Source organism: Altericroceibacterium endophyticum (assembly GCF_009827595.1).
Taxonomy (GTDB): domain Bacteria; phylum Pseudomonadota; class Alphaproteobacteria; order Sphingomonadales; family Sphingomonadaceae; genus Altericroceibacterium; species Altericroceibacterium endophyticum.
In genome coordinates this window covers 106,419-126,766 of sequence record NZ_WTYT01000005.1, presented here as the reverse complement: position 1 = coordinate 126,766, position 20,348 = coordinate 106,419, and the positions used below count along the sequence as shown (strand labels likewise).

Sequence of the window (20,348 nt, the reverse complement as noted above, 5' to 3'; positions counted from 1 at the left end):
GCGGGAAAATCACGGGGCAGCCCATTCTGGAACGCAGCGAGGATATTCATGACGACGAGACGCAAATCTTCCATTCCCCGCCTTGCGGGCGTAGCGTTCGCGCTGCTTCTGCTGACCCATTCTCCGTCCCCGGCTATCGCGCAGGAGGGAGACGATACGCAATGGAAAGCCTATCCGCGTGCGGCTGAGGCACCCGAAGGCGCCCCCAATGTCTTGCTCATCATGACCGATGATGTCGGTTTTTCTGCTTCTTCCACTTTTGGCGGAGCGGTGCCGACGCCGGCTTTTGACGAACTGGCACGTCAGGGTCTGCGCTATAACGCGTTCCACACTACGGCGATGTGCTCTCCAACGCGCGCTGCCCTGCTTACCGGACGCAATCATCATGCGGTTGGCAGCGGATCGATCGCGGATGTTTCCCTGGACGAGCCCGGTTACACGTCGGTCATTCCCAAAAGTGCAGCCACCATCGCGCAGGTGCTTAAGAAAAATGGGTATGACACCAGCTTTTTCGGCAAGAATCACAATACGCCGGTTTGGGAGAACACGCCGGTCGGGCCGTTTGATAATTGGCCCAACGGAATGGGCTTCGATTATTTCTACGGTTTCAATGCACCCTTTGCAGATCAGTTCAACCCAGCGCTGATCGAGAACAGAAACACGGTCCGCCCGCCTGACGAGGCGGATTATATTCTCGATCGCGATTTGGCCGATCACCTCATTCACTGGCTGAATGTGCAAAAGGAACTGCGGCCAGATCATCCCTTCTTCGCCTATTTCGCATCCGGTTCCACCCATGCGCCGCATCATGCACCTGCCGACTGGATCGCCCGCTTCAAGGGCAAGTTCGACATGGGCTGGGACAGGCTGCGCGAAGACACTTTCGAGCGGCAGAAGAAGATGGGCATTATTCCGCCCGACGCCGTTCTGACCCCCCGTCCCGAGGGCTTGCCCGCCTGGGATAGCATTTCTCCAGAACTTCAGGCTGCCTATGCCCGGACGATGGAAGTCGCGGCCGCGCAGCTGGCCTATTTCGATTCCCAGATCGGTCGCGTTCTCGATACGCTGAGCCAGTCGGGGCAGCTTGAGAACACTCTGGTCATCTATATTCAGGGGGACAACGGGGCGAGCGAGGAGGACCTCAACGGTTCGGCCGACCTTGTGCGCGTCATTTCGGGATCACCCATGACCAATGCAGACCTGATCGCGGCGAAGGACGATTACGGTGGTCCCTCGACCTTCGGCACCTATCCCGCGGCCTGGGCCTGGGCGACCAACACGCCTTTCCAATGGGGCAAGCGCGTCGCATCCCATTTCGGAGGTCTGCGCGATGGCATGGTGGTCAGCTGGCCCGCAGGCATTAAAGATAAGGGCGAGGTTCGCGATCAGTTCACGCACGTCATCGACGTTGCGCCGACCATTTACGACGCTGCGGGTATTACCCCGCCGGAAAAGGTGGACGGGGTAGTCCAGCAGCCAATCGACGGAATAAGCTTCACCTACAGCTTTGATAACGCCTCGGCGCCCGAGCGCCATAAAGAGCAATATTTCGAAATGCTCGGCAACCGGGCCTATTACAAGGATGGCTGGATTGCATCGACCATTCCGGGACGTATGCCATGGGATTACGCGGCCCGGACTGCGCCGGAGGATTTCAAATGGGCGCTTTACGATCTGAAGAATGACTGGTCGCAGTCGCGGGACGTTTCGGCGAATTATCCCGAGAAACTGGCTAAACTCCAAGCCGATTTCGATGCTGCGGCAAAGAAATACCACGTCTATCCGCTCAATGCCGATCTCAACGCCAACATGGCGGCGCAGCTCCGTCCCAGCCGGCTCGGTTCACGGACCAGCTTCACTTATTATCCCGGCGATACGCGCTACAACAATTATTCGTTTCCTTCCGTATCGGCAGGATGGGAAATCATTGCGAATGTCGGAATTTCAGGCGATGCGTCCAACGGCCCGGTCCTTGTCCAGGGGGATCACTTCGGCGGTCAGGCAATGATCATCGATAGAGGAAAGCCGACTTATATCGTCAATCCGGGCAGTGCTGGTTCGCCGGTAACCGTGCAGCCAGACGCGCCGCTTCCGGCCGGTCAATATGAAGTAAGCGTAGCGTTCCTCCCTCTGCAGCAGGGAGGCACCCGACTGGAGATGCGCGTAGACGACAAGCTGGTAGCGTCCCGCGAGACCGCGCTGACCATCCATGGGCGTGGGGATGCCTATATCGGGCGACGAAGCATAGCGCCCTTTTTCTCCGATCCGCTGGCAGAACGGATAGCCGAACGCTGTAGTTGCTCTATCCAGTCAGTCACGCTGCAAAAGATGAAGCCGTAAAACAGAGAAATTCGCCGGAATTCATCAAAAACCATTTAAATAATAGCAGTTTGGAGAGCGACCATGAAAAGTTTATACAAATTTCGTCACCCGCTAGGCGGTGCGGCTTTTGGCTTGCTGTTTGCTGCTCAAGCTCTTGCGGCGCCTTCTCAGGTGGCTCCGGGGGATCGTCCTGCACCCGATTTCGGCTCGGAAAGGCAGGAACGCTGGAACAACTATCCCGAGCCTCCCCGCGCTCCCGCAGGGGCTCCCAATGTTCTCCTGATCATGACGGACGATGTCGGTTTCGGATCGGCTAGCACTTTCGGTGGGTTGATCCCCACTCCGACCTTCGACGAATTGGCCCGGCATGGCCTGCGTTATAACGAATTTCATACAACGGCCATGTGCTCGCCTACGCGCGCAGCGCTACTGACGGGGCGTAACCATCACGCCGTCGCCACCGGATCGATCACGAATGTTGCGATCGATGAACCTGGCTATACCTCTGTGATTCCTGACAGCGCAGCAACCGTCGGGCGAGTTTTACGCGATAGTGGCTATGACACCGCGTTTTTTGGCAAAAATCACAATACGCCGATCTGGGAAACCGGGCCGATGGGCCCCTTCAATCACTGGCCCAATGGTCTGGGATTCGACTATTTCTATGGTTTCAACGCGGCGGCGGCGGACCAATTCCGGCCTGAGCTGATCGAAAACCGTAATGCGGTCGAGCCGCCGGAGGACCCCAGTTACATCTTCGACAAGGACCTTACCGATCACATGATCAACTGGCTGCATGTGAAATGGAGCCAGAAGCCCGACGATCCCTTCTTCATATATCTTTCCCCTGGCACGATGCATTCCCCGCATCAGGCACCTGCCGACTGGATCGCCCGCTTCAAGGGCAAGTTCGACATGGGCTGGGACCGCATGCGCGAGGAGATCTTCAAACGCCAGAAGTCCATGGGCGTCATTCCGCAGGACGCCGTGCTGACCCCGCGTCCCGATGCACTTCCCGCCTGGGACAGCCTCAGTCCCGAAGCGCAGAAAACCTACGCTCGCCAGATGGAAGTGGCGGCCGCTCAATTGTCGTTCTTCGACAATCAGCTCGGCCGGGTCATAGATGAGCTGCGCTCTTCCGGTCAGCTCGACAACACGCTCATCATCTATCTTCAGGGTGATAATGGCGCGAGCATGGATAGCCGGCGCGGCGCGGTGCAGGAATTGCAGAGCCTGGTCGGGATCGAACCCACCGAAGCAGAACTGATAGAAAAATCGGATGAGAACGGCACGCGCGACAGCTATTCCAACTATAATGCCGCTTGGGCCTGGGCCCAGAACGCGCCTTTCCCATGGGGTAAACAGGTCGCTTCTCATCTGGGCGGTTTGCGCGACGGTCTGGTGATAAGCTGGCCTGACCGTATTCATGCTTCAGGCCAGACCCGCCGGCAGTTTCATCATGTTATCGACATCGCTCCGACCATCTACGAGGCAGCGGGAATTCATCCGCCTGAAAAGGTCGATGGGGTGGCGCAGCAGCCGATTGATGGCGTCAGCATGGTCTACAGCTTCAGTCATCCCGATGCGCCCTCCACCCGGCATCAGCAATATTTCGAAATGCTCGGTAACCGTTCCTTTTACAAGGAGGGCTGGCTTGCTGCGACGACACCGCCGCGTGCTCCATTCGACCGAAGCACAAAGCCGCTCGATCCCGCCAAGTTCAAGTGGGAACTGTATAATCTGACCGTCGATTATTCACAGGCGCACGACATTTCCGCCCAGTACCCCGGCAAGCTTGCCGAACTTAAAGCGGATTTCGACGAGGCTGCGAAGCGCAACCATGTCTATCCGATTGAGGCCGATCTGATTGGCCGGGTAGGGCCGGGCAAGCGCCCCTCGCTGATAGAGGGCCGCGATCACTTGACCTTCTATCCGGGGGATACGCGCTATGCGGCGGGCAACTTCCCCTCGCTGAAAATAGGCTGGAAGGTCGATGCCCATGTCACCGTGACCGGCGACGGGGCGGAAGGACCGGTCGTGATCAATGGCGACGAAGCGGGGGGAGCGGGTCTGCTGCTTGATGATGGCCGGCCACTCTATCTGTATAACCCGTCCGCGCGGGCGCAGGAGCGGGTGGAACTCGTTGGTGAGCCCCTCCCAGTTGGCGACCATACGATCACCATCGCTGCGACGGCCGATCCTGAACACGGCCCGCGCGCTGCCCTCCTTTCCATGCTGGTTGACGGAAAGACTGTGACCTCGGCAGAAGTGCCCATTCTCTATCCGGCCCGCGGCAGCGGTGTGGTGGGGCGATACAATGTGCGCACCCTGCTGAAAGGCATGGACGAACCGTCGATGCGTAATCTCTCAATCAACTACGTGGAATTCACGAGGAAGTAGTCTGTGCCTGCCCGGCAGGCCGGCGGCTCACCTCAATGGAGAGAGGGTGCTGCTTCGTTGCCGGGGCAGCCGCTGCTGACCGAAAAAACTGAACAGGAAGGAAGTGTCATGTGGTTTAGAAAATTAGGTCACTTGAAGACGATGGCGACGGCGAGTGTCTCAGCCATGGCCGCTTTTTCTATGGTGGCAGCGCCTGCCCATGCGGCAGAAGAGCCCGCTGATCATCCCAATATCGCGCTGATCATACTCGACGACATCGGAACCGACACGGCCTCGGATATGTACCCCGGTCTGATAGACCAGCTTGAGGATATGTATGGACCGTCGGGCCGCAACCATGCGGACTATGCGAAGATTAAGGGGGCACCGGCGTCGACCCCTGTTCTCGATCATTTCGCGGCACAGGGCATGACATTTAGCGAGGCGTGGGCTCAGCCGTTCTGTTCACCCTCTCGCGCCTCGATTCTTACGGGTCTCTATGCTTCCAAGACGGGCGTGCGCGACTATACAAACTGGCTTACTCAGGACAGTCACTCCATTGCGCTGGATCTCAAACATGCCGGGTACAGCACAGCGATCTTCGGAAAATGGCATTTGGCTGGGCTCAATCAATATCCCGGCATGAAGCCCAAGCAGGCCAGCTTCGATTTGTTTCGCGGCAATATGAATGGCGCGATTGAGGGATATTGGGACTATACCTATCAGGTTCAGGACCAGAATTCGAAAGCGGACCAGGTGCGTGATGAAGCGGCGCCCGCCAACGCGCTGCCGGGGATCAAATCGACCACCTATGCACCGGTCACGAAGATTGCCGATGCGATAGACTGGATCAATGATCGCGAAGCGGATGACCCCGATAAACCGTGGTTCGTCTGGATGGCCTATAACCTTTCCCACATCACATCGAAGATGGGCGCTCCGACGGTGGTGCCCAATGAGGACGCGCTGGATGAAGCCTCGCGCAAGGAAATGATCGCCTGCGGGGGGCAATTCGGCACCGCCAATGTCGGGAATTGTTCGGCTGAGGCGATGAATCGGGCCATGACCAATTCCATGGATACGACGATCGGCAAACTATTGGACTTTATCGATAAGACCGATCCGAACACCTACGTCATCATCGTTGGCGACAATGGCACGCCAATGTACGGACCTGAATTCATCAATTTCATCGACAACATGTACATTACCCGCGTCGGCCGGGGCAAAGGCACCGGCTATGAAAGTGGCATGCGGGTCCCCCTTGCGATCCGGGGACCAGGCATCGAACCGGGCACGACGAGCGCTGCCTACCTCCATGTCGCCGATCTGTTCTCGACCATTCTGGATCTCGCCAAGGCTCCTGTTCCGGAAAATGTGTCCAATCGGGAAGGCACTGGCATGGTCACGCTTGATGCCCGGTCGCTGGCGCCGGTCCTGTTCGGTGAAGAAGCGAACGTCCGCGATCCCGTTCATGACTATATTGTTTCGGAAACCGCAGTGCCCATCCTCGAAGACCTCACTCCGACGGGAGAACTGTCAAAGTATCAGGTCGCGGTACGCAACGCGACATACAAGGTTCTTTGCACCGAAAAGCAGGGCAGCACGAATTGCGAATTCTATAATCTGGTGACCGATCCAATTGAGGAATATCCACTCACAGCGCCCACCAGTTGCCCGAAGCAGCTGAACAGAAACTTCGCGGCTGATGATCAAGCTGCCAATTTCTGTTTTCTGCGTCAGGCGGTGCGGGAGCAGGCGGACATCTAGGCATTCGCCACGTTGATCGAGGCGCGCACCGCCTCCAAGCGGAAGGCCTATGTATCTGACGCGCTGGAAACGAACAGGAGAGCAGATGAAAGGATAGGCTTACACCACTTCTCGCGCCAGTTGCGTTTGTCATTCGAGCGGCGCAGCCGACCTGCGCGATGGTGGGCAGGGCGAAGAGCGTGAGTGCGGTCGCGGTCACTAATCCATCTATCTCCACCGTTGCCTGTGGACGCTTAACTTCTGCGCCCACTGGCAACGGTCGCGAGGGCCATCGAGACAAAGCCGGACGAAGTCACCAGCTCGGTCATCCGCACCGGGCGCAGCCTCGCGAGTGCGCCGCGAGAGAGCGCGTCATCGAACGATATGCCCCTGTCTTCTTTCGCGGGGCCACAGGACAACCCAATCGTGCCTAATTGCTCGCGAGCTCGGGGTTCGACCACCCTCCGCCCAAGGCGCGAAACAGATCGATCTGCGCGCGGGAAACGGCACCGTCCTGGCTGGATTGCACGGCGCGTGCCTCGGCCAGCGTACGCTCTGCATCGATGACTTCGAGTGAGTTTGCAGTCCCCTCCCGCAGGCGGGCGCGGGTAATACGGGCCGCTGTTTCGGCGGCACTGGTTGCCGATTGCAGGCTCTCTTGCCGGCGCAGGGCCTGCGCATAATTGGACAATGCCGTCTCGGTTTCCTGCAAGGCCTGCAGCACGGTGCCGTCGAATGCGGCAAGTGCGATTGTGGCATCCGCCTCGGCCGCGTCAATGCGCGCGCGGACAGGTTCGCGATTGGGAAATGTCCAATCGATCAACGGGCCGACGAGGAAGCGGAAGGCGCCTCCTGTAAACAAGTCACCGATGCTGGTCGAAGTCGCGCCGGCGGACCCGCCCAGCGTGATGCGCGGGTAGAGGTCTGCAGTGGCAATTCCGATGCGTGCGGTGTCTGCCGCCAGACGGCGTTCTGCGGCGCGAATGTCGGGGCGCCTTGCCAGGAGCGCGGCCCCATCACCGATGGGGAGCGGGGAGGTTATTTTGAGAGCGACACTGCGCTCGCTGGCTACCTCTGGGAGCTCCGCCGGAGCGCGGCCGGTTAGGGTGGCGAGAGCAAACAGGGCGGCGTTGTGCTGCGCTTCCAGTGTGGGAATCTCGGCTGCCCGCTGTTCGCGCAATGCCTTGATGCGGGCAACGGCGAGACCGCTTTCGAGACCGACTTCATGGCGCCTGCTTGTCAGGCGCAAAGTGTCGTCCAGAAGCTGAACTATCTGGCGGGCAACGTCGATCTGGGCCTGAGCGCTGGCCGCATCGGCATAGGCGCCCATGGTTTCGGCGACCACCATCACCCTGACGGCATCGGCATCGGCTTGCGCACTCTCGACATCGGCGCGCGCGGCTTCGATCCCGCGCCCGACCCTGCCGAACAGGTCAACCTCATAGGAAACGTCGAGCCCGGCATCGAAGGCGAAGCCTTCACGGTCAGTGCCGCGCGCTGTCTGACCTTCGCTCACCCGCCCGTAAGTGGGGGATGCCGAGATTCCTGCCTGCGGCAATCGATCCGCTGAAGCACCACGAAGGGCGGCCCGTGCCCGGGTGATCCGGGCGCTTGCCTGGCGGATGTCGGTATTCTCCGCCAGTGCATCTTCGACCAGGCCATCCAGCACTGGATCATTGTAGAGCCGCCACCATTCTGCGGGCAGGGGACTGGGGGTGACAGCCTCATAATCAGCGGAAATGAAGGGGCCGGTTGCCGCGGGCGCAGGGGGGGACGGGGCGACATAATCCGGCCCCGCCGCACAGGCCGCAAGGGCCAGTGCGGATAACGAAGCGAGGAAGAAAGAGCGAATGCGCATGGTGTGCATTTCCTATTCGGCGGGAGTGGCGTGGGGGGCTGCGATCGAGCCGTCCGATGACTTGCCGCGATGGCGCGATTCATAGATCCGGTCGCCGAGCGCACGGCACACGACATAGAAGGTGGGGGTGAAGAGGAGGCCGAAGCCGGTCACGCCGAGCATCCCGAAGCACACAGCGGTGCCAAGTGCCTGGCGCAATTCGGCTCCGGCCCCGGTTGCTATCACCAGTGGAACGGACCCCAGGATAAAGGCGAAACTTGTCATCAGGATCGGGCGCAGGCGGGTCCGTGCGGCCTGAACCGCTGCTTCTACGGGAGAAAGCCCGTCGCGCTGCTCACCCTGGCGGGCGAACTCGACGATAAGGATGGCGTTCTTCGCCGCCAGGGCAACGAGCACGATCAGGCCGATCTGCGTCAGGACATTATTATCCATCCCCCGCAGGTTCACGCCGATCATTGCAGCCAGCAGGCACATGGGCACGATCATTATGATCGCCAGCGGCATGACCAGGCTTTCATATTGCGCAGCCAGCACGAGGAAGACCAGCAATACGGCCAGGGCGAATACCAATATCGCCGTGTTTCCGGCATTGTCCTGCTGATAGGCGATGCCAGTCCATTCGGTTTCATATCCGGAGGGTAGCGCCTGTGCGGCGACTTCTTCCATGGTCGCCAGTGACTGGCCGGTGGAATAGCCCGGGGCAGTGTCGCCATCCACGGCCACGGCAGGCGCAAGATTATAGCGCGTAACGCGGTAAGGTCCGGTTGTGTCGCTGAAATTCGCCACCGATCCCAGCGGGACCATCTTCCCGTTGGACGAGCGGGTGTGAAGCGCGGCGATGTCGGAAGGTTCATCACGAAAAGGCGCGTCTGCCTGCGCTGTGACGCGATAGGTGCGCCCAAGCAGGTTGAACTCGTTGATGAAGGCGCTGCCGAGATAGACCTGTAATGTCTCGAAAATGCTTGAAGGAGACACGCCGAGGATCTGCGCCTTGTCACGATCGATATCGGCTTTCACGCGGGGTGTGCTGGTGTCGAAGAATGTATAGACGCCAGCGAGACCTTCGCTGTTGTTGGCCTGCCCGATCAACGCATAGGCGGCATTCTGCATGGCCTTGAAGTCCTGCCCGCTGCGATCCTGGATCATCATGCGGAAACCGCCCGCCGAACCGATCCCGCGGATGACGGGCGGCTTCACCACCATCAACCGCGCCTCGCTAATGTCGGCGGTGGCTGCCTGCGCCTTTGCGATCAGAGTATCGATGTCCTGTCCCTTGCCGGCACGCTCATCAAAATCGCCGAGGACCCAGTAAGCGGCGGCCGCGCTGGCGGATTGTGTTTCCGAAGTGCCGTCAAAACCCGACAGCATCACGGAGTTGGTAATCCCCTCGATCGGCAGCACACGATCTGCCACTTTTTGCAGCACTTCATCGGTACGGGTGGTGGAAGAGCCAGGCGGGAGCTGGATGACGGTAAGAAAGTAGCCCTGATCCTGCTGCGGGATGAACCCGCCAGGCGTGAGGGCGAGGGCGGCACCGGTAAGCCCGATCAACACGCCATATACCGCCATCATCCTGCGCGGCATCCGCACCAGCTTCAGGGTAAGGCGCGCATAGGCATCACTGGCCCGTTCGAAGGCGGCGTTGAACTTCTCGCCGGCGCGATCGATTCCGCGGCGCCAGCGGGGGGCATCGGCGGGCAATTCCTCATGCTTGCTCAGCAGAATGGCGGATAATGCCGGTGACAGGGTCAGCGAGACGATCAGCGAGATGATCGTCGCCGCGGAAATAGTCACGGCGAACTGCTGATAAAACGCGCCAGACAGGCCGCCAATGAACAGGGTCGGCACGAACACTGCGCACAGTACCAGCACAATGGCGATCAGCGCGCCGCCGACTTCGTCCATGGACTTACGCGCAGCAGCGAGCGGCGAGAGCCCTTCCTCGAGGTTGCGTTCGACGTTCTCGACCACCACGATCGCATCATCGACCACGATGCCGATCGCCAGCACCAGGCCGAAAAGAGACAGATTGTTGAGTGAATAGCCCAGCATTGCCAGCACCGCGAAGGTCCCGACCAGCGATACGGGAATCGCAAGAACGGGAATGATCGAAGCCCGCGCCTTCTGGAGAAAAGCGACGATTACGATGACCACCAGGATCACCGCCTCGAAAAGGGTGTGAACGACGGCGCTGATGCTTTCGGAAATGAACTCGGTCGGGTTGTAGACGATCCGGTATTCCATCCCCGCGGGAAAGCTTTCGGAAATTGTGGCCATCACCGACTTGATCTCGTCAGCCGAAGCCAGTGCGTTGGAGCCAGGCTGCTGCAACACCGGGATGATCACGGAGCCCTGCTTGCCCAGATAGGCTGAAGTGGCGTAATCCTGTGCGCCGATTTCCACCCGTGCAACATCGCGCACACGCACCTGCCGACCGGCTTCGTCGGTGCGGATCACCACATTTCCGAACTGCGCCGGATCGGTGAACCGGCCCTGCGTTTCGACATTGAGCTGGAAGGCACTGTCGGGGCTGGGCTGTTGGCCCAATGTGCCTGCGGCGACCTGCACGTTCTGTGCACGCAATGCCTGGACAATATCGCCCGCCGTCAGATCAAGGGCGGCCGCGCGACCTGGATCGATCCAGACCCGCATCGACAGCTCACGCTGACCGAACAATTGCACGTCGCCCACGCCTTCGATCCGCTGCAATCGGTCACGAATGCGAGTCTGGGCAAAGTTCGACATATATTCACGGCTGATCGACCCATCGGGGGAGATCAGGTTCACGATCAGCAGGAAGTCTGGCGTGGTCTTGCGCGTCACAATGCCCAGACGCTGGACTTCCTCGGGCAGGCGGGGCTCGGCGATAGCGACGCGATTCTGCACCAGCACCTGCGCTTCATCAAGATCAGTACCCGGCTCGAAAGTCACGGTAATGATAGCGCGTCCGTCACCGGTCGACTGGCTGGAAAGATACAGCATCCCGTCGACGCCGTTGATTTCCTGCTCGATCGGATTGGCAACGGTATCAGCAACCGTCTCTGCCGAGGCACCGGGATATGTCGCGTTCACGGTGACCGTGGGCGGGACGACTTCCGGATATTGGCTGATCGGCAGGAAAAAGTACGAGATCGCGCCAATCATTGTTATGATGATGGCGATGACCACCGCGAAAATCGGTCGGTCGATAAAGAAGCGGGAAAGGCGCATAGGAGCCTCCGTGCGAGGGATAACTGGAGTAGGGCGGTGGTACGGCGCTACGGCTGGGGTCAGCCGCCCGGAGCAGGATCGGCGGCGGCTGCGACAGCGGGATCGGCGCCCTTGATCTGACCTGCCTTGGGTTTGACCTTCTGTCCGGGCATGGCCATTTGCACACCGCTGATGATCACACGATCACTCGCCTTAATGCCGCTATGGATCACCCGTAAGCCATTGACGATCGGCCCCAGTTGCACTTCGCGTGCGGCGACTGTGTCATCATCGCCAACGACCAGCAGCAATTTGCGCGTCTGGTCAGTGGTGACGGCCGTATCGGGAACCAGCAGCGCCTCGGAAGTACCGCCGGTCGCCATGCGCATATTGCCGAAGAGGCCGGGGGTGAGAAAACCTTCGCCATTGCGCAGGATGGCGCGGGCGCGGACCGTACCGGACTGTTGATCGAGGGCGTTGTCGGTGAAATCCAGCGTGCCGTGCCAGCGAAAATCGTCCTCATCCGCCAGGCGGATTTCGATCGGTGTGTCCCCGTCGAGCCCTTCACGCCGAGCCTTGAGGAACATTGCTTCGGAGCCTTCGAAACTGAAGTAGATCGGGTCGATCGCGTTAATCGTTGTGAGCAGGGTGTTGGCATCGCCCCCGCCTGCGGCCACAAGATTGCCAGCATCCACGCGGCGATCGGAAATGCGGCCCGATATCGGTGCGCGCACCGTTGTGAACTCGACATCGAGGGCGCGCGAGCGCACCGCCGCCTTTGCCGCGGCCAGTGATGCCTCGTTGGCGCGGACTTCGGCTTCAAGCCGGTCGATCTCGGTAGCAGCGACGGCATCTTCCTCGATCAGGCGCCGGGCGCGGTCGAGATTGCTGCGCGAAAGGGCGAGCGCGCTGTTGATGGTTTCGACGCGTGCCTGGGCTTCAGCCAGCGCCGCCCGGTAGGGGCGGGCATCGATAGTAAACAGCGGCGTGCCGGAGCGTACAAATTGGCCATCGGTGAAATGCACCCGGGTAATCTGGCCCGAAACACGCGGCCTCACGTCCACACTGCGGCTGGCTTCGAAGCGGCCGATGAAGTCGTCCCACTCGGTCACTTCCTGTTGCAGAGGACTGGCAACGGTCACTGTCGGGACGGGCGGCGCCGCGGCAGGTGCCTGCTCTCCGGTCAGTAGCCACCAGCTGACGACGATAGCGGCGAGTATACCGAGCAGCGCGAGCCACTTCCGTGAGCGGCGCGGAGTATCCTCCTCCACCGCCTCGCCTTTTTGGGTGTCAGATGCGGCAGCGGCTTTGCGATAGCGCTCGTCGTTTTGCTCATCGAATGGTGTATCAAACATGACTTCTTCCCTTGCCGGCGCCGCAGGACGCAGGTGTTCCTTCCCGAAAGCCTGATCGGCACGGGTTGGCAGACAATTTTGGATATGCTGGCCTGATGCGGCACGGAACTGGCGCTCGCTGTCCCGCATGGATGCGGCACAACGAACCCGTCGTTCAGCAGCTATACTTCTGTACCGCTAAGTATGTAATCTGAGGTTCAGGTCAAGGGATAATTATGTATCGACCGGTATTTTTTTATGCAGTGCAGCATTCAGCGCCGCTTTAACGCGATGGCCACCCAGCCAGCGTGGCTTCTGCAACTTGTTGAAGTTCTTCAAGTTTTGCCCCGGCCTGGGCTTGAACAGACATGCCCTGCAGCACGGCTTTCAAATAACGCGTGATGGCTTCTGCATCGGCAGGCTCTGGGAAATCTCCATCGTCGATCCCCTTCTGCATGCGCTCAACCAGTGCGCGATGTGACGATTCATTACGCCGGTGAAGGTCTTCGCGAATAGTGGCCTCGGCGTCCTGGCAAATAACCGATGCAATCACGCCCATGCAGCCGCGACATTCGCCGTCGGTCATCGTTTCGATCGCACCATTCAACATTTTGCGTGCGACACCCTTTGCGGTTTCGCTCTCTAGTGCCTGACCAACATATGCCAGCTTTACTTCTTCATAGAGATCGAGCGCCTGCTTGAAGAGCGCTTCCTTGTTACCAAACGCAGCATACAGGCTGGGACGGGTAATTCCCATCGCCTCTGTCAGGTCGCTCAGGGAAGCCCCTTCGTAACCTTTGGTCCAGAAAACGCGCAGTGCCGCGCTCAATGCCTCATCAACATCGAATTCGCGCGGGCGGCCTCTCGTAGCAACTTTTTCCATAACGGCCGGTATATAATCGCTTACGCCGCTCGTAGCAAGCTGGACTGGACGCTAACGCGTCCTGATGCGCAGCGCATGTCCCTGTTTTTTAACCGATAAATGACCGATCCGCTCGAAAAAAATCAGGCGGAATACGCTCCATTTTCTGTGTGCGGCTGGTTCATCCCGGACCTGGGTCGCTTTGATTCGACGACACAAATTGGTCAGCAGCACATCTGTACCCCCGCGGGGTGACTTGCTGATCTCATGGGGGCGGGGGACTATCCGGCAAGTCAAAAAGACAAGCAGGCAAGGAACGGGGCTACCAATTATCGACACATAGTGGCTATTTCGTTCAGCCGACGATCCTGGCTGAAACAACGCCCGATATGGCGGTGGTACGGGAAGAGATCTTCGGCCCGGTTCTGGTGTCATCCGCCTTTGCTGACGGAGATGTGGCCGGCGCGGTAAGAGAAGCCAATAACAGTATCTACGGGCTGGCGGCGAGCATCTTCACGCAGGATATTGACAAGGCGCATGTCGTCGCGGGAAAGATCAAAGCCGGCACTGTCGGGATCAACACCCACCATGTGATCGATCCGGCCCTTCCTTTCGGCGGGTTCCGTCAGTCGGGCTGGGGCCGCGAAATGGGGTGGAGCGCCATCGAACTTTACACCGAACTGAAGTCGATCGGTGTTGCGCTAAAGCACTGAAGTCAGGAGGCGCCGCAGATACAGCCGGGCATGGTGGCAGCCATCCGGGCAACATCTCTGTTCGACTGCAGGCTCGTTTCAATGTCGGCGGGCCTTGTCAATGGGCAGGGCCGCGCCATACTGCGGCTATTCCCGGCTATGGGGATAAATGACGATCTTGCGGCACATATTTACAGGAGAGGCAGGATGATGAGGACGGTTCAAGCTCTGGGCACGCTGGCGATCGCTTGCATGGCAACACAGGCATCGGCTGAAAACACCGATAAAAAGGAGCCCGGTGCACCGCAGACGGAGCTCGTTTTCACCGAAACGGTGCTGCTTGGCGAGGCGATCGATGCGGGACAGACACCGAAGGGCGGACGGACCATCATTCCGATCACAGGCGGCACATTCGCAGGGCCGGATATGCGCGGGCAAGTGATGCCGGGTGGTTGGGACTGGCAGCTTCATCTCGCCAATGGCTGCACCCTTGTGGAAGCCGATTATTTCCTGAAGACGGATGATGATGCGATCATCAATATCGTCAACAAGGGCACTCTATGCCCGCCGGAAACACCGGCTGAAGAGTCGGGTTTCGCATTTCTGGCATTTACTCAGCCCGTTCTCGAAGCGCCGCTGGGTAAATATGAATGGGTGAACGGCGCAAGCTTCGTTGGCACTCTTCAACCTGGTCAGGGCCCGGAGGGTGAACCCGCAGTCATTATTGGGGTGTACAAGGTGAAGTGACACCGGAATGCAACACTCCTGGTGAAATCTGCAATCGATTGCTGGACTGTTTTGGCAGTCGCTGGTCATGGTGACGTCGCGGTGGCCTCGTGGTCATTGCTGGTACCCATCTGTTTTCAATTGATAATTTGAAACCCAAACATCGCGCTGCGTCTGCCTTCCAGATGCGTCGCGCGATGTTTGGGTGCGGCAGTTGCGCCCTTGCGTCTCCGGTTTTAACGGCTAAAGACGACAACAATCGATTGCAAAGATGATCGAGGAGAGAGATGCGACTGACCGTGCGACCGGCATTCCCGAGCTGTTCTGCTCATTGCTGGCTTTCATGAACTGTCCTCCTGGTGTTCTCCGACACCTTTCTCCTCGTCTCGAAAAGGTGTTTCAGCCTTTCGGATCGAGAGTGATGTGTTTGATAGAGGATATGCACGTGAGAAAATTTGTTTGGCTGACCGCCGTCAGTATGGCCGCCGTTGCCAGCCCCGCTGTGGCTCAGGAAAGCCAGAGTGTTTCCGACGAGAAACCCGCCTTTGACGAGATCGTTGTCACCGCGCAGAAGAGCGAAGAACTGCTCTCCAAGGCAGCGGTTGCCGTCTCGGTCGTTTCGCAGGATTCGCTGGATCGCCAGAACATCAGCACGGCCGAAAACCTCGTCAGTACAGCGCCGAACCTCCAGCTGAGCCTCAACGGTTTCTCGATCCGCGGTATCGGTTCGAACAACGCCTATAGTGGCTATTCGACCGTGGCGACTCAGATCGATGGCATTTATGAGCCGTCATCTCAGGTGTTGAAGCTTGGCCTGTTTGATCTCGCATCAGTCGAAGTGCTGCGCGGTCCGCAGGGCACGGTCTATGGCCGCAACGCTACTGCCGGTGTTGTGAACATCAACACGCGCGATCCGGGCAATCAGTTCGCAGTCGATGGCGATTTCCAATATTCGAGCTACGACAGCGTGCGCACCCGCCTGGGTGTCGATCTGCCGGTGACGGATGACTGGTCGCTGCGTTTCTCGGCCATGCATGAAGTGAATGACGGGTATGAGCCCAAGCTCAATGCCGATGACAATTTCAGCAAGACCGATACGACCGGCCTGCGCCTCACCAGCCTTGCATATCTGACCCCTGACCTCGATTGGCGGGTGGCCCTGTCCTATGGCAAGAACAAGGGCACGACGCCGCTCACCTATCTGCGCAGCTACGTCTATTATCCCGATGCTGATCTCGTCACGGGGACTTTCGGTGACGGTGTGCTGGTCAATCCCGAAGACGGCACGATCAACCCCGGTTCGCGCTCGATCGAAGACAACCAGCAGGATCTGACCTATTACAGCGCCCGTTCGCGCCTGACCTGGAATGCCACGGACAATCTTACCGCCACGCTGATTTCGGGTTATTCTCACATCGAGGATGACGGCATGGACGCTGCAACCGGTGTGTATGATCAGCAGGGTATCGGCATCGCCACCAAGAGCTGGTCGAACGAACTCGACATCAATTACGAAAACGGCCCGCTGTCGATTGTTGCCGGCGCCTATATCTACGAAGACAAGCAGGACGAAGGCAAACGCCTGATTCACGCTGGCAACACCGCGCCTTTCCCGTTCAATTCTGTGTTTAACGCCGTGGGCGCCAACTATGCTGGCGAAGGCTTTGAAATCTCGACGATCAATGCGGTCGACGTGATCACTGCGCCGAGCAATGTCGGGAGCCGTTCGCAGGCGCTTTTCGGCCAGATGAAATATGAACTGACCGATAGTCTGCGCCTCACCGGTGGTATTCGCGCCACCTGGGATCAGGTGTATAATCAGAATATTCAGCTGGTCTGCTCGGGCGGGACTGTCACGCGTGAGAATATCAGCCTTGATTCCTGTCCGGTCGCGCAGGTCGCCTTTACGGATGACACCAATCGCGACAAGGCGACCTTCAGCAAGGTGAACTGGAAACTTGGCATCGACTACGACATCACTCCCGATGTTCTCGCCTATGCCACGGTCAGCACGGGCTATCGCTCAGGCGGACTTGAAGCGAGCACCAATCCGGAAGGCTTCCGGGGTTATGAACCGGAAACGGTCACCAATTACGAAGCCGGTCTGCGTGCCGATCTGTTCGGGCGGATGCTCTTCGTCGGCCTGACGGGCTATTGGATGGATTACAACAATCTGCAGGTTTCCAGCGTGATCGTCGACCCGATTCAGGGACCGGTTCCCGTCACCACCAATGCCGCCAAGGCGCGCATTCGCGGTGTCGAACTGGAAACGACGTTCCGTCCGACGTCGCAGGATCGCTTCAGCGGGTATGTTTCCTTCCTGGATACGGATTTCCGTTCCTATCCCGACGGTCAGGACAATCTCTATTCCGCGGATACGATGTATAACATCTTCGCGCCGAGCTTTGGCTATGCCACGATCCCTTCGGCGACGGCGGACTTCACGGGTAACCGTCTGGCCAATGCCCCGAAATGGAGCGCGCGTTTCAGCTATGCGCATGACTTCTATGTCTTCAACGGCACGCTGACGCCTTCGGTGGACTTCTATGTCCAGTCGGCGACCTATGCCGATGTGGCCAATTATGTGCAGAGCCGGAATGACAGCTACACGAAGACGGATATCAACGTGACTTACGAGCCGGATGACTCGCCGATCACGCTGACTGCTTTCGTGACCAATCTGGAAAATGAGCGTCAGCCCAGCACTGTGACGACGACCTGGAGTTCCACCGTGGTGAATTACAAGGCACCGCGGATCTGGGGCGGCCGGATCGGCTTCCAGTTCTGATGGATCGATCATGAGGGTGGGGGAAACTCCGCCCTCATCATCTTTCCATAAGATGCTGCCCGACTTCTTTCCGGGTGAACAAGAAAGGCTGAGTTACAAGAAATGAAATGGATCGTTTTCGCCGCCTCCCTTCTGGTCGCTACCACTCCGGCTGTGGCGGCGGATCTCCCACAGCGATCCTTTCATGCTGGTGCCGTGCGTGAGGATATAACTCCTCCGCCGGCCCAGCTCCCTGATAATTTCGATGGCGTGCTGGACCCGCTCTATGTGCGCGCTCTGGTGCTTGATGATGGGCAGGAGCGTGCCGCGCTGATAACGGTCGATGCTATCGCCCTGCGGACGGAAACCTGGGACCATATCGCGGCCGGCATTGAGCGCGAGCTGCATATCCCGCGCGAACGACTGATCCTGGCGGCATCACATAGCCACAGCGTGCCCTTCTTCGACGGCGAAGATTTTGAAAATCAGGTGATTGCCGCGGTGAAGGACGCAGCCGGCAGGCTGGAACCTGCCGAAATGCGTTTCGGCACCGGTGTTTCCTACATCAACGTCAATCGCAATATGATCGACCCGGAAACGCAGCGCTGGAGAGAAGGCCCGAATTACGATGGCCCCTCCGACAAGAGCGTGGCCGTGCTGCAATTTACGCGGCCCGATGGCAGCCCGATCGCCGTCTATTACAATTACGCAGTGCACGGCGTGCTTACGGGTATGCTCGACAAGGTCAGCGGTGACATCCCTGGCGCATCCTCACGCTATATCGAACAATCATTGGGCGATGGCGCGGTGGCACTGTGGAGCATGGGCGCGGCGGGTGATCAGAACCCGATCTATTTTCAGCAGACTTATGATCTGCGCCAGATCCGCATCGATGATTTCGCCGCGCGCGGTGAAGACATCAGCAACACGATGCCGCCCGGCGGGAAGGGGCTCGACAAGAGTGATCCCGAGGTGAAAAAGCTGCTCGATCAGCAAGCCAGCATGGCCAGAACCATGGGGCAGATGCTGGGCGAGGAAGTGCTGCATGTGATGCGCGATAATTCGCAGCGGCCCGTGCGCGCGCCGCATCTTGCTGGGTTGCAGAAGAGCGTCACCTGCCCGGGGCGCAAAAGAACCGATAGCGGCAGAGCGGGCTACCCCGGAAGCTATGTCGATTCCGACCCTGTGGATTTGCGACTTGGCGTGCTGGCGATCGGCGATACGGTCATCGGTGCAGTGGACGCGGAACTGTTCACGCGTATCGGACAGCACTTCAAGCAGGAATCGCCTTACAAGAACACGCTGGTCGTGACGCTTGCCAATGGCGCCGCGCCGTCGGGTTATATTCCTTCCGAGGAAGCTTTTGGATATAACACGTTTGAAGTATTGTCATCGCGGTTGAAGCCGGGCTGTGCCGAGAATGCTATCGTTGAAGGGTTGATCGACCTGACGGAAGAAGTGGGCAATTAAAGCGCCATCTGGGAGCGGGAAATGACAGAATTGACGGTGGGCCGACGCGGCTTTCTTCTGGCAGGCGGAGTAGCTGCGGCGGCGATCAGTGCGTCGCCGGCTGTCGCGAAGATGATGACCCCGCAGGATGCGATCCGGCGTTGGCGCCAGATGCCGGTGATGCCTCTGTGGCCTCAAGGCACCCCGGAGGGCGGTTTCAAGGCGCAGAAACTGCCTGGCGACTGGCCAGCGTTCTTTCTGCGCAACACCGACCAGCCCGAATTGCGTATTTTCCGGCCAGAAAAGCCGAATGGCCGGGCCCTGCTGGTAATGCCGGGCGGGGCCTATACTTTCGTGTCGATCGGCAATGAAGGCCTCGACATTGCCGACCGGATGACGGCGAAGGGATACACGGTTTTCGTGCTGTCCTATCGTCTGCCGGGCGAGGGCTGGGGGCATCGCGAAGACGTACCGCTGCAGGATGCGCAGCGCGCTATGCGTTTGATCCGCGCAAATGCCGCGAAGTTCGGGGTCGATCCGGCGCAGGTCTATGCGGTCGGGTTTTCGGCTGGTGGGCACCTTGCTGCCAGCCTTGAAACAGCATTCGACGAAGACGTCTATGACCCGCGCGATGCCGCTGACCGGCAAAGCGCGCGTCCCGCTGCCGTCGGGCTCATCTATCCGGTGATCACTCATACGCCGGGGATCGGTCATGTGGAATCCAGCCTTCAGCTGCTGGGTGAAAATCCCGATCTGATGGTCATTAACAGGCGTTCGCCGGCCTATCATGTAACGGATAAGACCCCGCCGACTTTTCTGGTTCACGCATTGGATGATCCGGCCGTTTCACCCGATAACAGCCTGATCATGATGCAGGCGCTGCGCGCCGCCAAGCGGCTGTGTGAAGCGCATTTCTTCGAAGAAGGTGGCCACGGATTTGGCCCCGGTGATCCCGCCTTGCCGGTGCATAGCTGGATTGATCTGTTTGCAGCCTGGCTGGACCGCCAGGCAGGTTGAGCGA

11 protein-coding genes and 1 pseudogene are annotated in these 20,348 nt (G+C 59.1%); 8 read left to right on the top strand and 4 right to left on the bottom strand.

Going from position 1 to position 20,348, the window contains the following annotated elements:
- Positions 1-48 precede the first annotated feature (48 nt).
- The 3 genes from GRI91_RS11730 to GRI91_RS11720 all read left to right on the top strand — a co-directional run bounded on the left by GRI91_RS11730 (position 49) and on the right by GRI91_RS11720 (position 6,471).
- Entirely contained in the window at positions 49-2,340 is a 2,292-nt protein-coding gene (locus tag GRI91_RS11730) for an arylsulfatase (protein ID WP_160736878.1), read from the top strand.
- A 63-nt stretch (positions 2,341-2,403) separates the two neighbouring features.
- On the top strand, positions 2,404-4,722 hold the full coding sequence (locus GRI91_RS11725) for an arylsulfatase (RefSeq protein WP_160736877.1): 2,319 nt from the start codon (positions 2,404-2,406) through the stop codon (positions 4,720-4,722).
- 165 nt (positions 4,723-4,887) lie between these two features.
- Positions 4,888-6,471, top strand: a complete 1,584-nt coding sequence (locus tag GRI91_RS11720; RefSeq protein ID WP_160736876.1) for a sulfatase-like hydrolase/transferase — start codon at positions 4,888-4,890, stop codon at positions 6,469-6,471.
- 409 nt (positions 6,472-6,880) lie between these two features.
- On the opposite strand, the gene GRI91_RS11715 is transcribed toward GRI91_RS11720, so the two are convergent.
- From GRI91_RS11715 to GRI91_RS11700, 4 genes are all read right to left on the bottom strand, one after another.
- Positions 6,881-8,308, bottom strand: a complete 1,428-nt coding sequence (locus GRI91_RS11715; protein WP_160736875.1) for an efflux transporter outer membrane subunit — start codon at positions 8,306-8,308, stop codon at positions 6,881-6,883.
- Between the two features lie 12 nt (positions 8,309-8,320).
- Positions 8,321-11,518: an efflux RND transporter permease subunit gene (locus tag GRI91_RS11710; RefSeq protein WP_160736874.1), complete on the bottom strand. Its 3,198-nt coding sequence runs from the start codon at positions 11,516-11,518 to the stop codon at positions 8,321-8,323.
- A gap of 59 nt (positions 11,519-11,577) precedes the next feature.
- The gene (locus GRI91_RS11705) at positions 11,578-12,852 is read right to left on the bottom strand and encodes an efflux RND transporter periplasmic adaptor subunit (protein WP_160736873.1); all 1,275 of its coding nucleotides are present in this window, start codon (positions 12,850-12,852) and stop codon (positions 11,578-11,580) included.
- Between the two features lie 262 nt (positions 12,853-13,114).
- Positions 13,115-13,714, bottom strand: coding sequence for a TetR/AcrR family transcriptional regulator (locus tag GRI91_RS11700; RefSeq protein WP_160736872.1), 600 nt, complete (start codon positions 13,712-13,714; stop codon positions 13,115-13,117).
- A 317-nt stretch (positions 13,715-14,031) separates the two neighbouring features.
- Between GRI91_RS11700 and GRI91_RS11695 the strand changes: the two are divergent.
- The 5 genes and pseudogenes from GRI91_RS11695 to GRI91_RS11675 all read left to right on the top strand — a co-directional run.
- Positions 14,032-14,406: pseudogene (locus GRI91_RS11695) on the top strand (aldehyde dehydrogenase family protein); the annotation flags it as partial.
- A 186-nt stretch (positions 14,407-14,592) separates the two neighbouring features.
- Positions 14,593-15,132, top strand: coding sequence for a DUF3237 domain-containing protein (locus tag GRI91_RS11690; protein WP_160736871.1), 540 nt, complete (start codon positions 14,593-14,595; stop codon positions 15,130-15,132).
- Positions 15,133-15,556: 424 nt separating this feature from the next.
- On the top strand, positions 15,557-17,899 hold the full coding sequence (locus tag GRI91_RS11685) for a TonB-dependent receptor domain-containing protein (RefSeq protein WP_160736870.1): 2,343 nt from the start codon (positions 15,557-15,559) through the stop codon (positions 17,897-17,899).
- A gap of 102 nt (positions 17,900-18,001) precedes the next feature.
- Complete coding sequence (locus GRI91_RS11680; protein ID WP_160736869.1) at positions 18,002-19,348, top strand: neutral/alkaline non-lysosomal ceramidase N-terminal domain-containing protein; 1,347 nt, start codon at positions 18,002-18,004, stop codon at positions 19,346-19,348.
- 21 nt (positions 19,349-19,369) lie between these two features.
- Complete coding sequence (locus GRI91_RS11675) at positions 19,370-20,344, top strand: alpha/beta hydrolase (protein ID WP_160736868.1); 975 nt, start codon at positions 19,370-19,372, stop codon at positions 20,342-20,344.
- Positions 20,345-20,348: the final 4 nt, after the last annotated feature.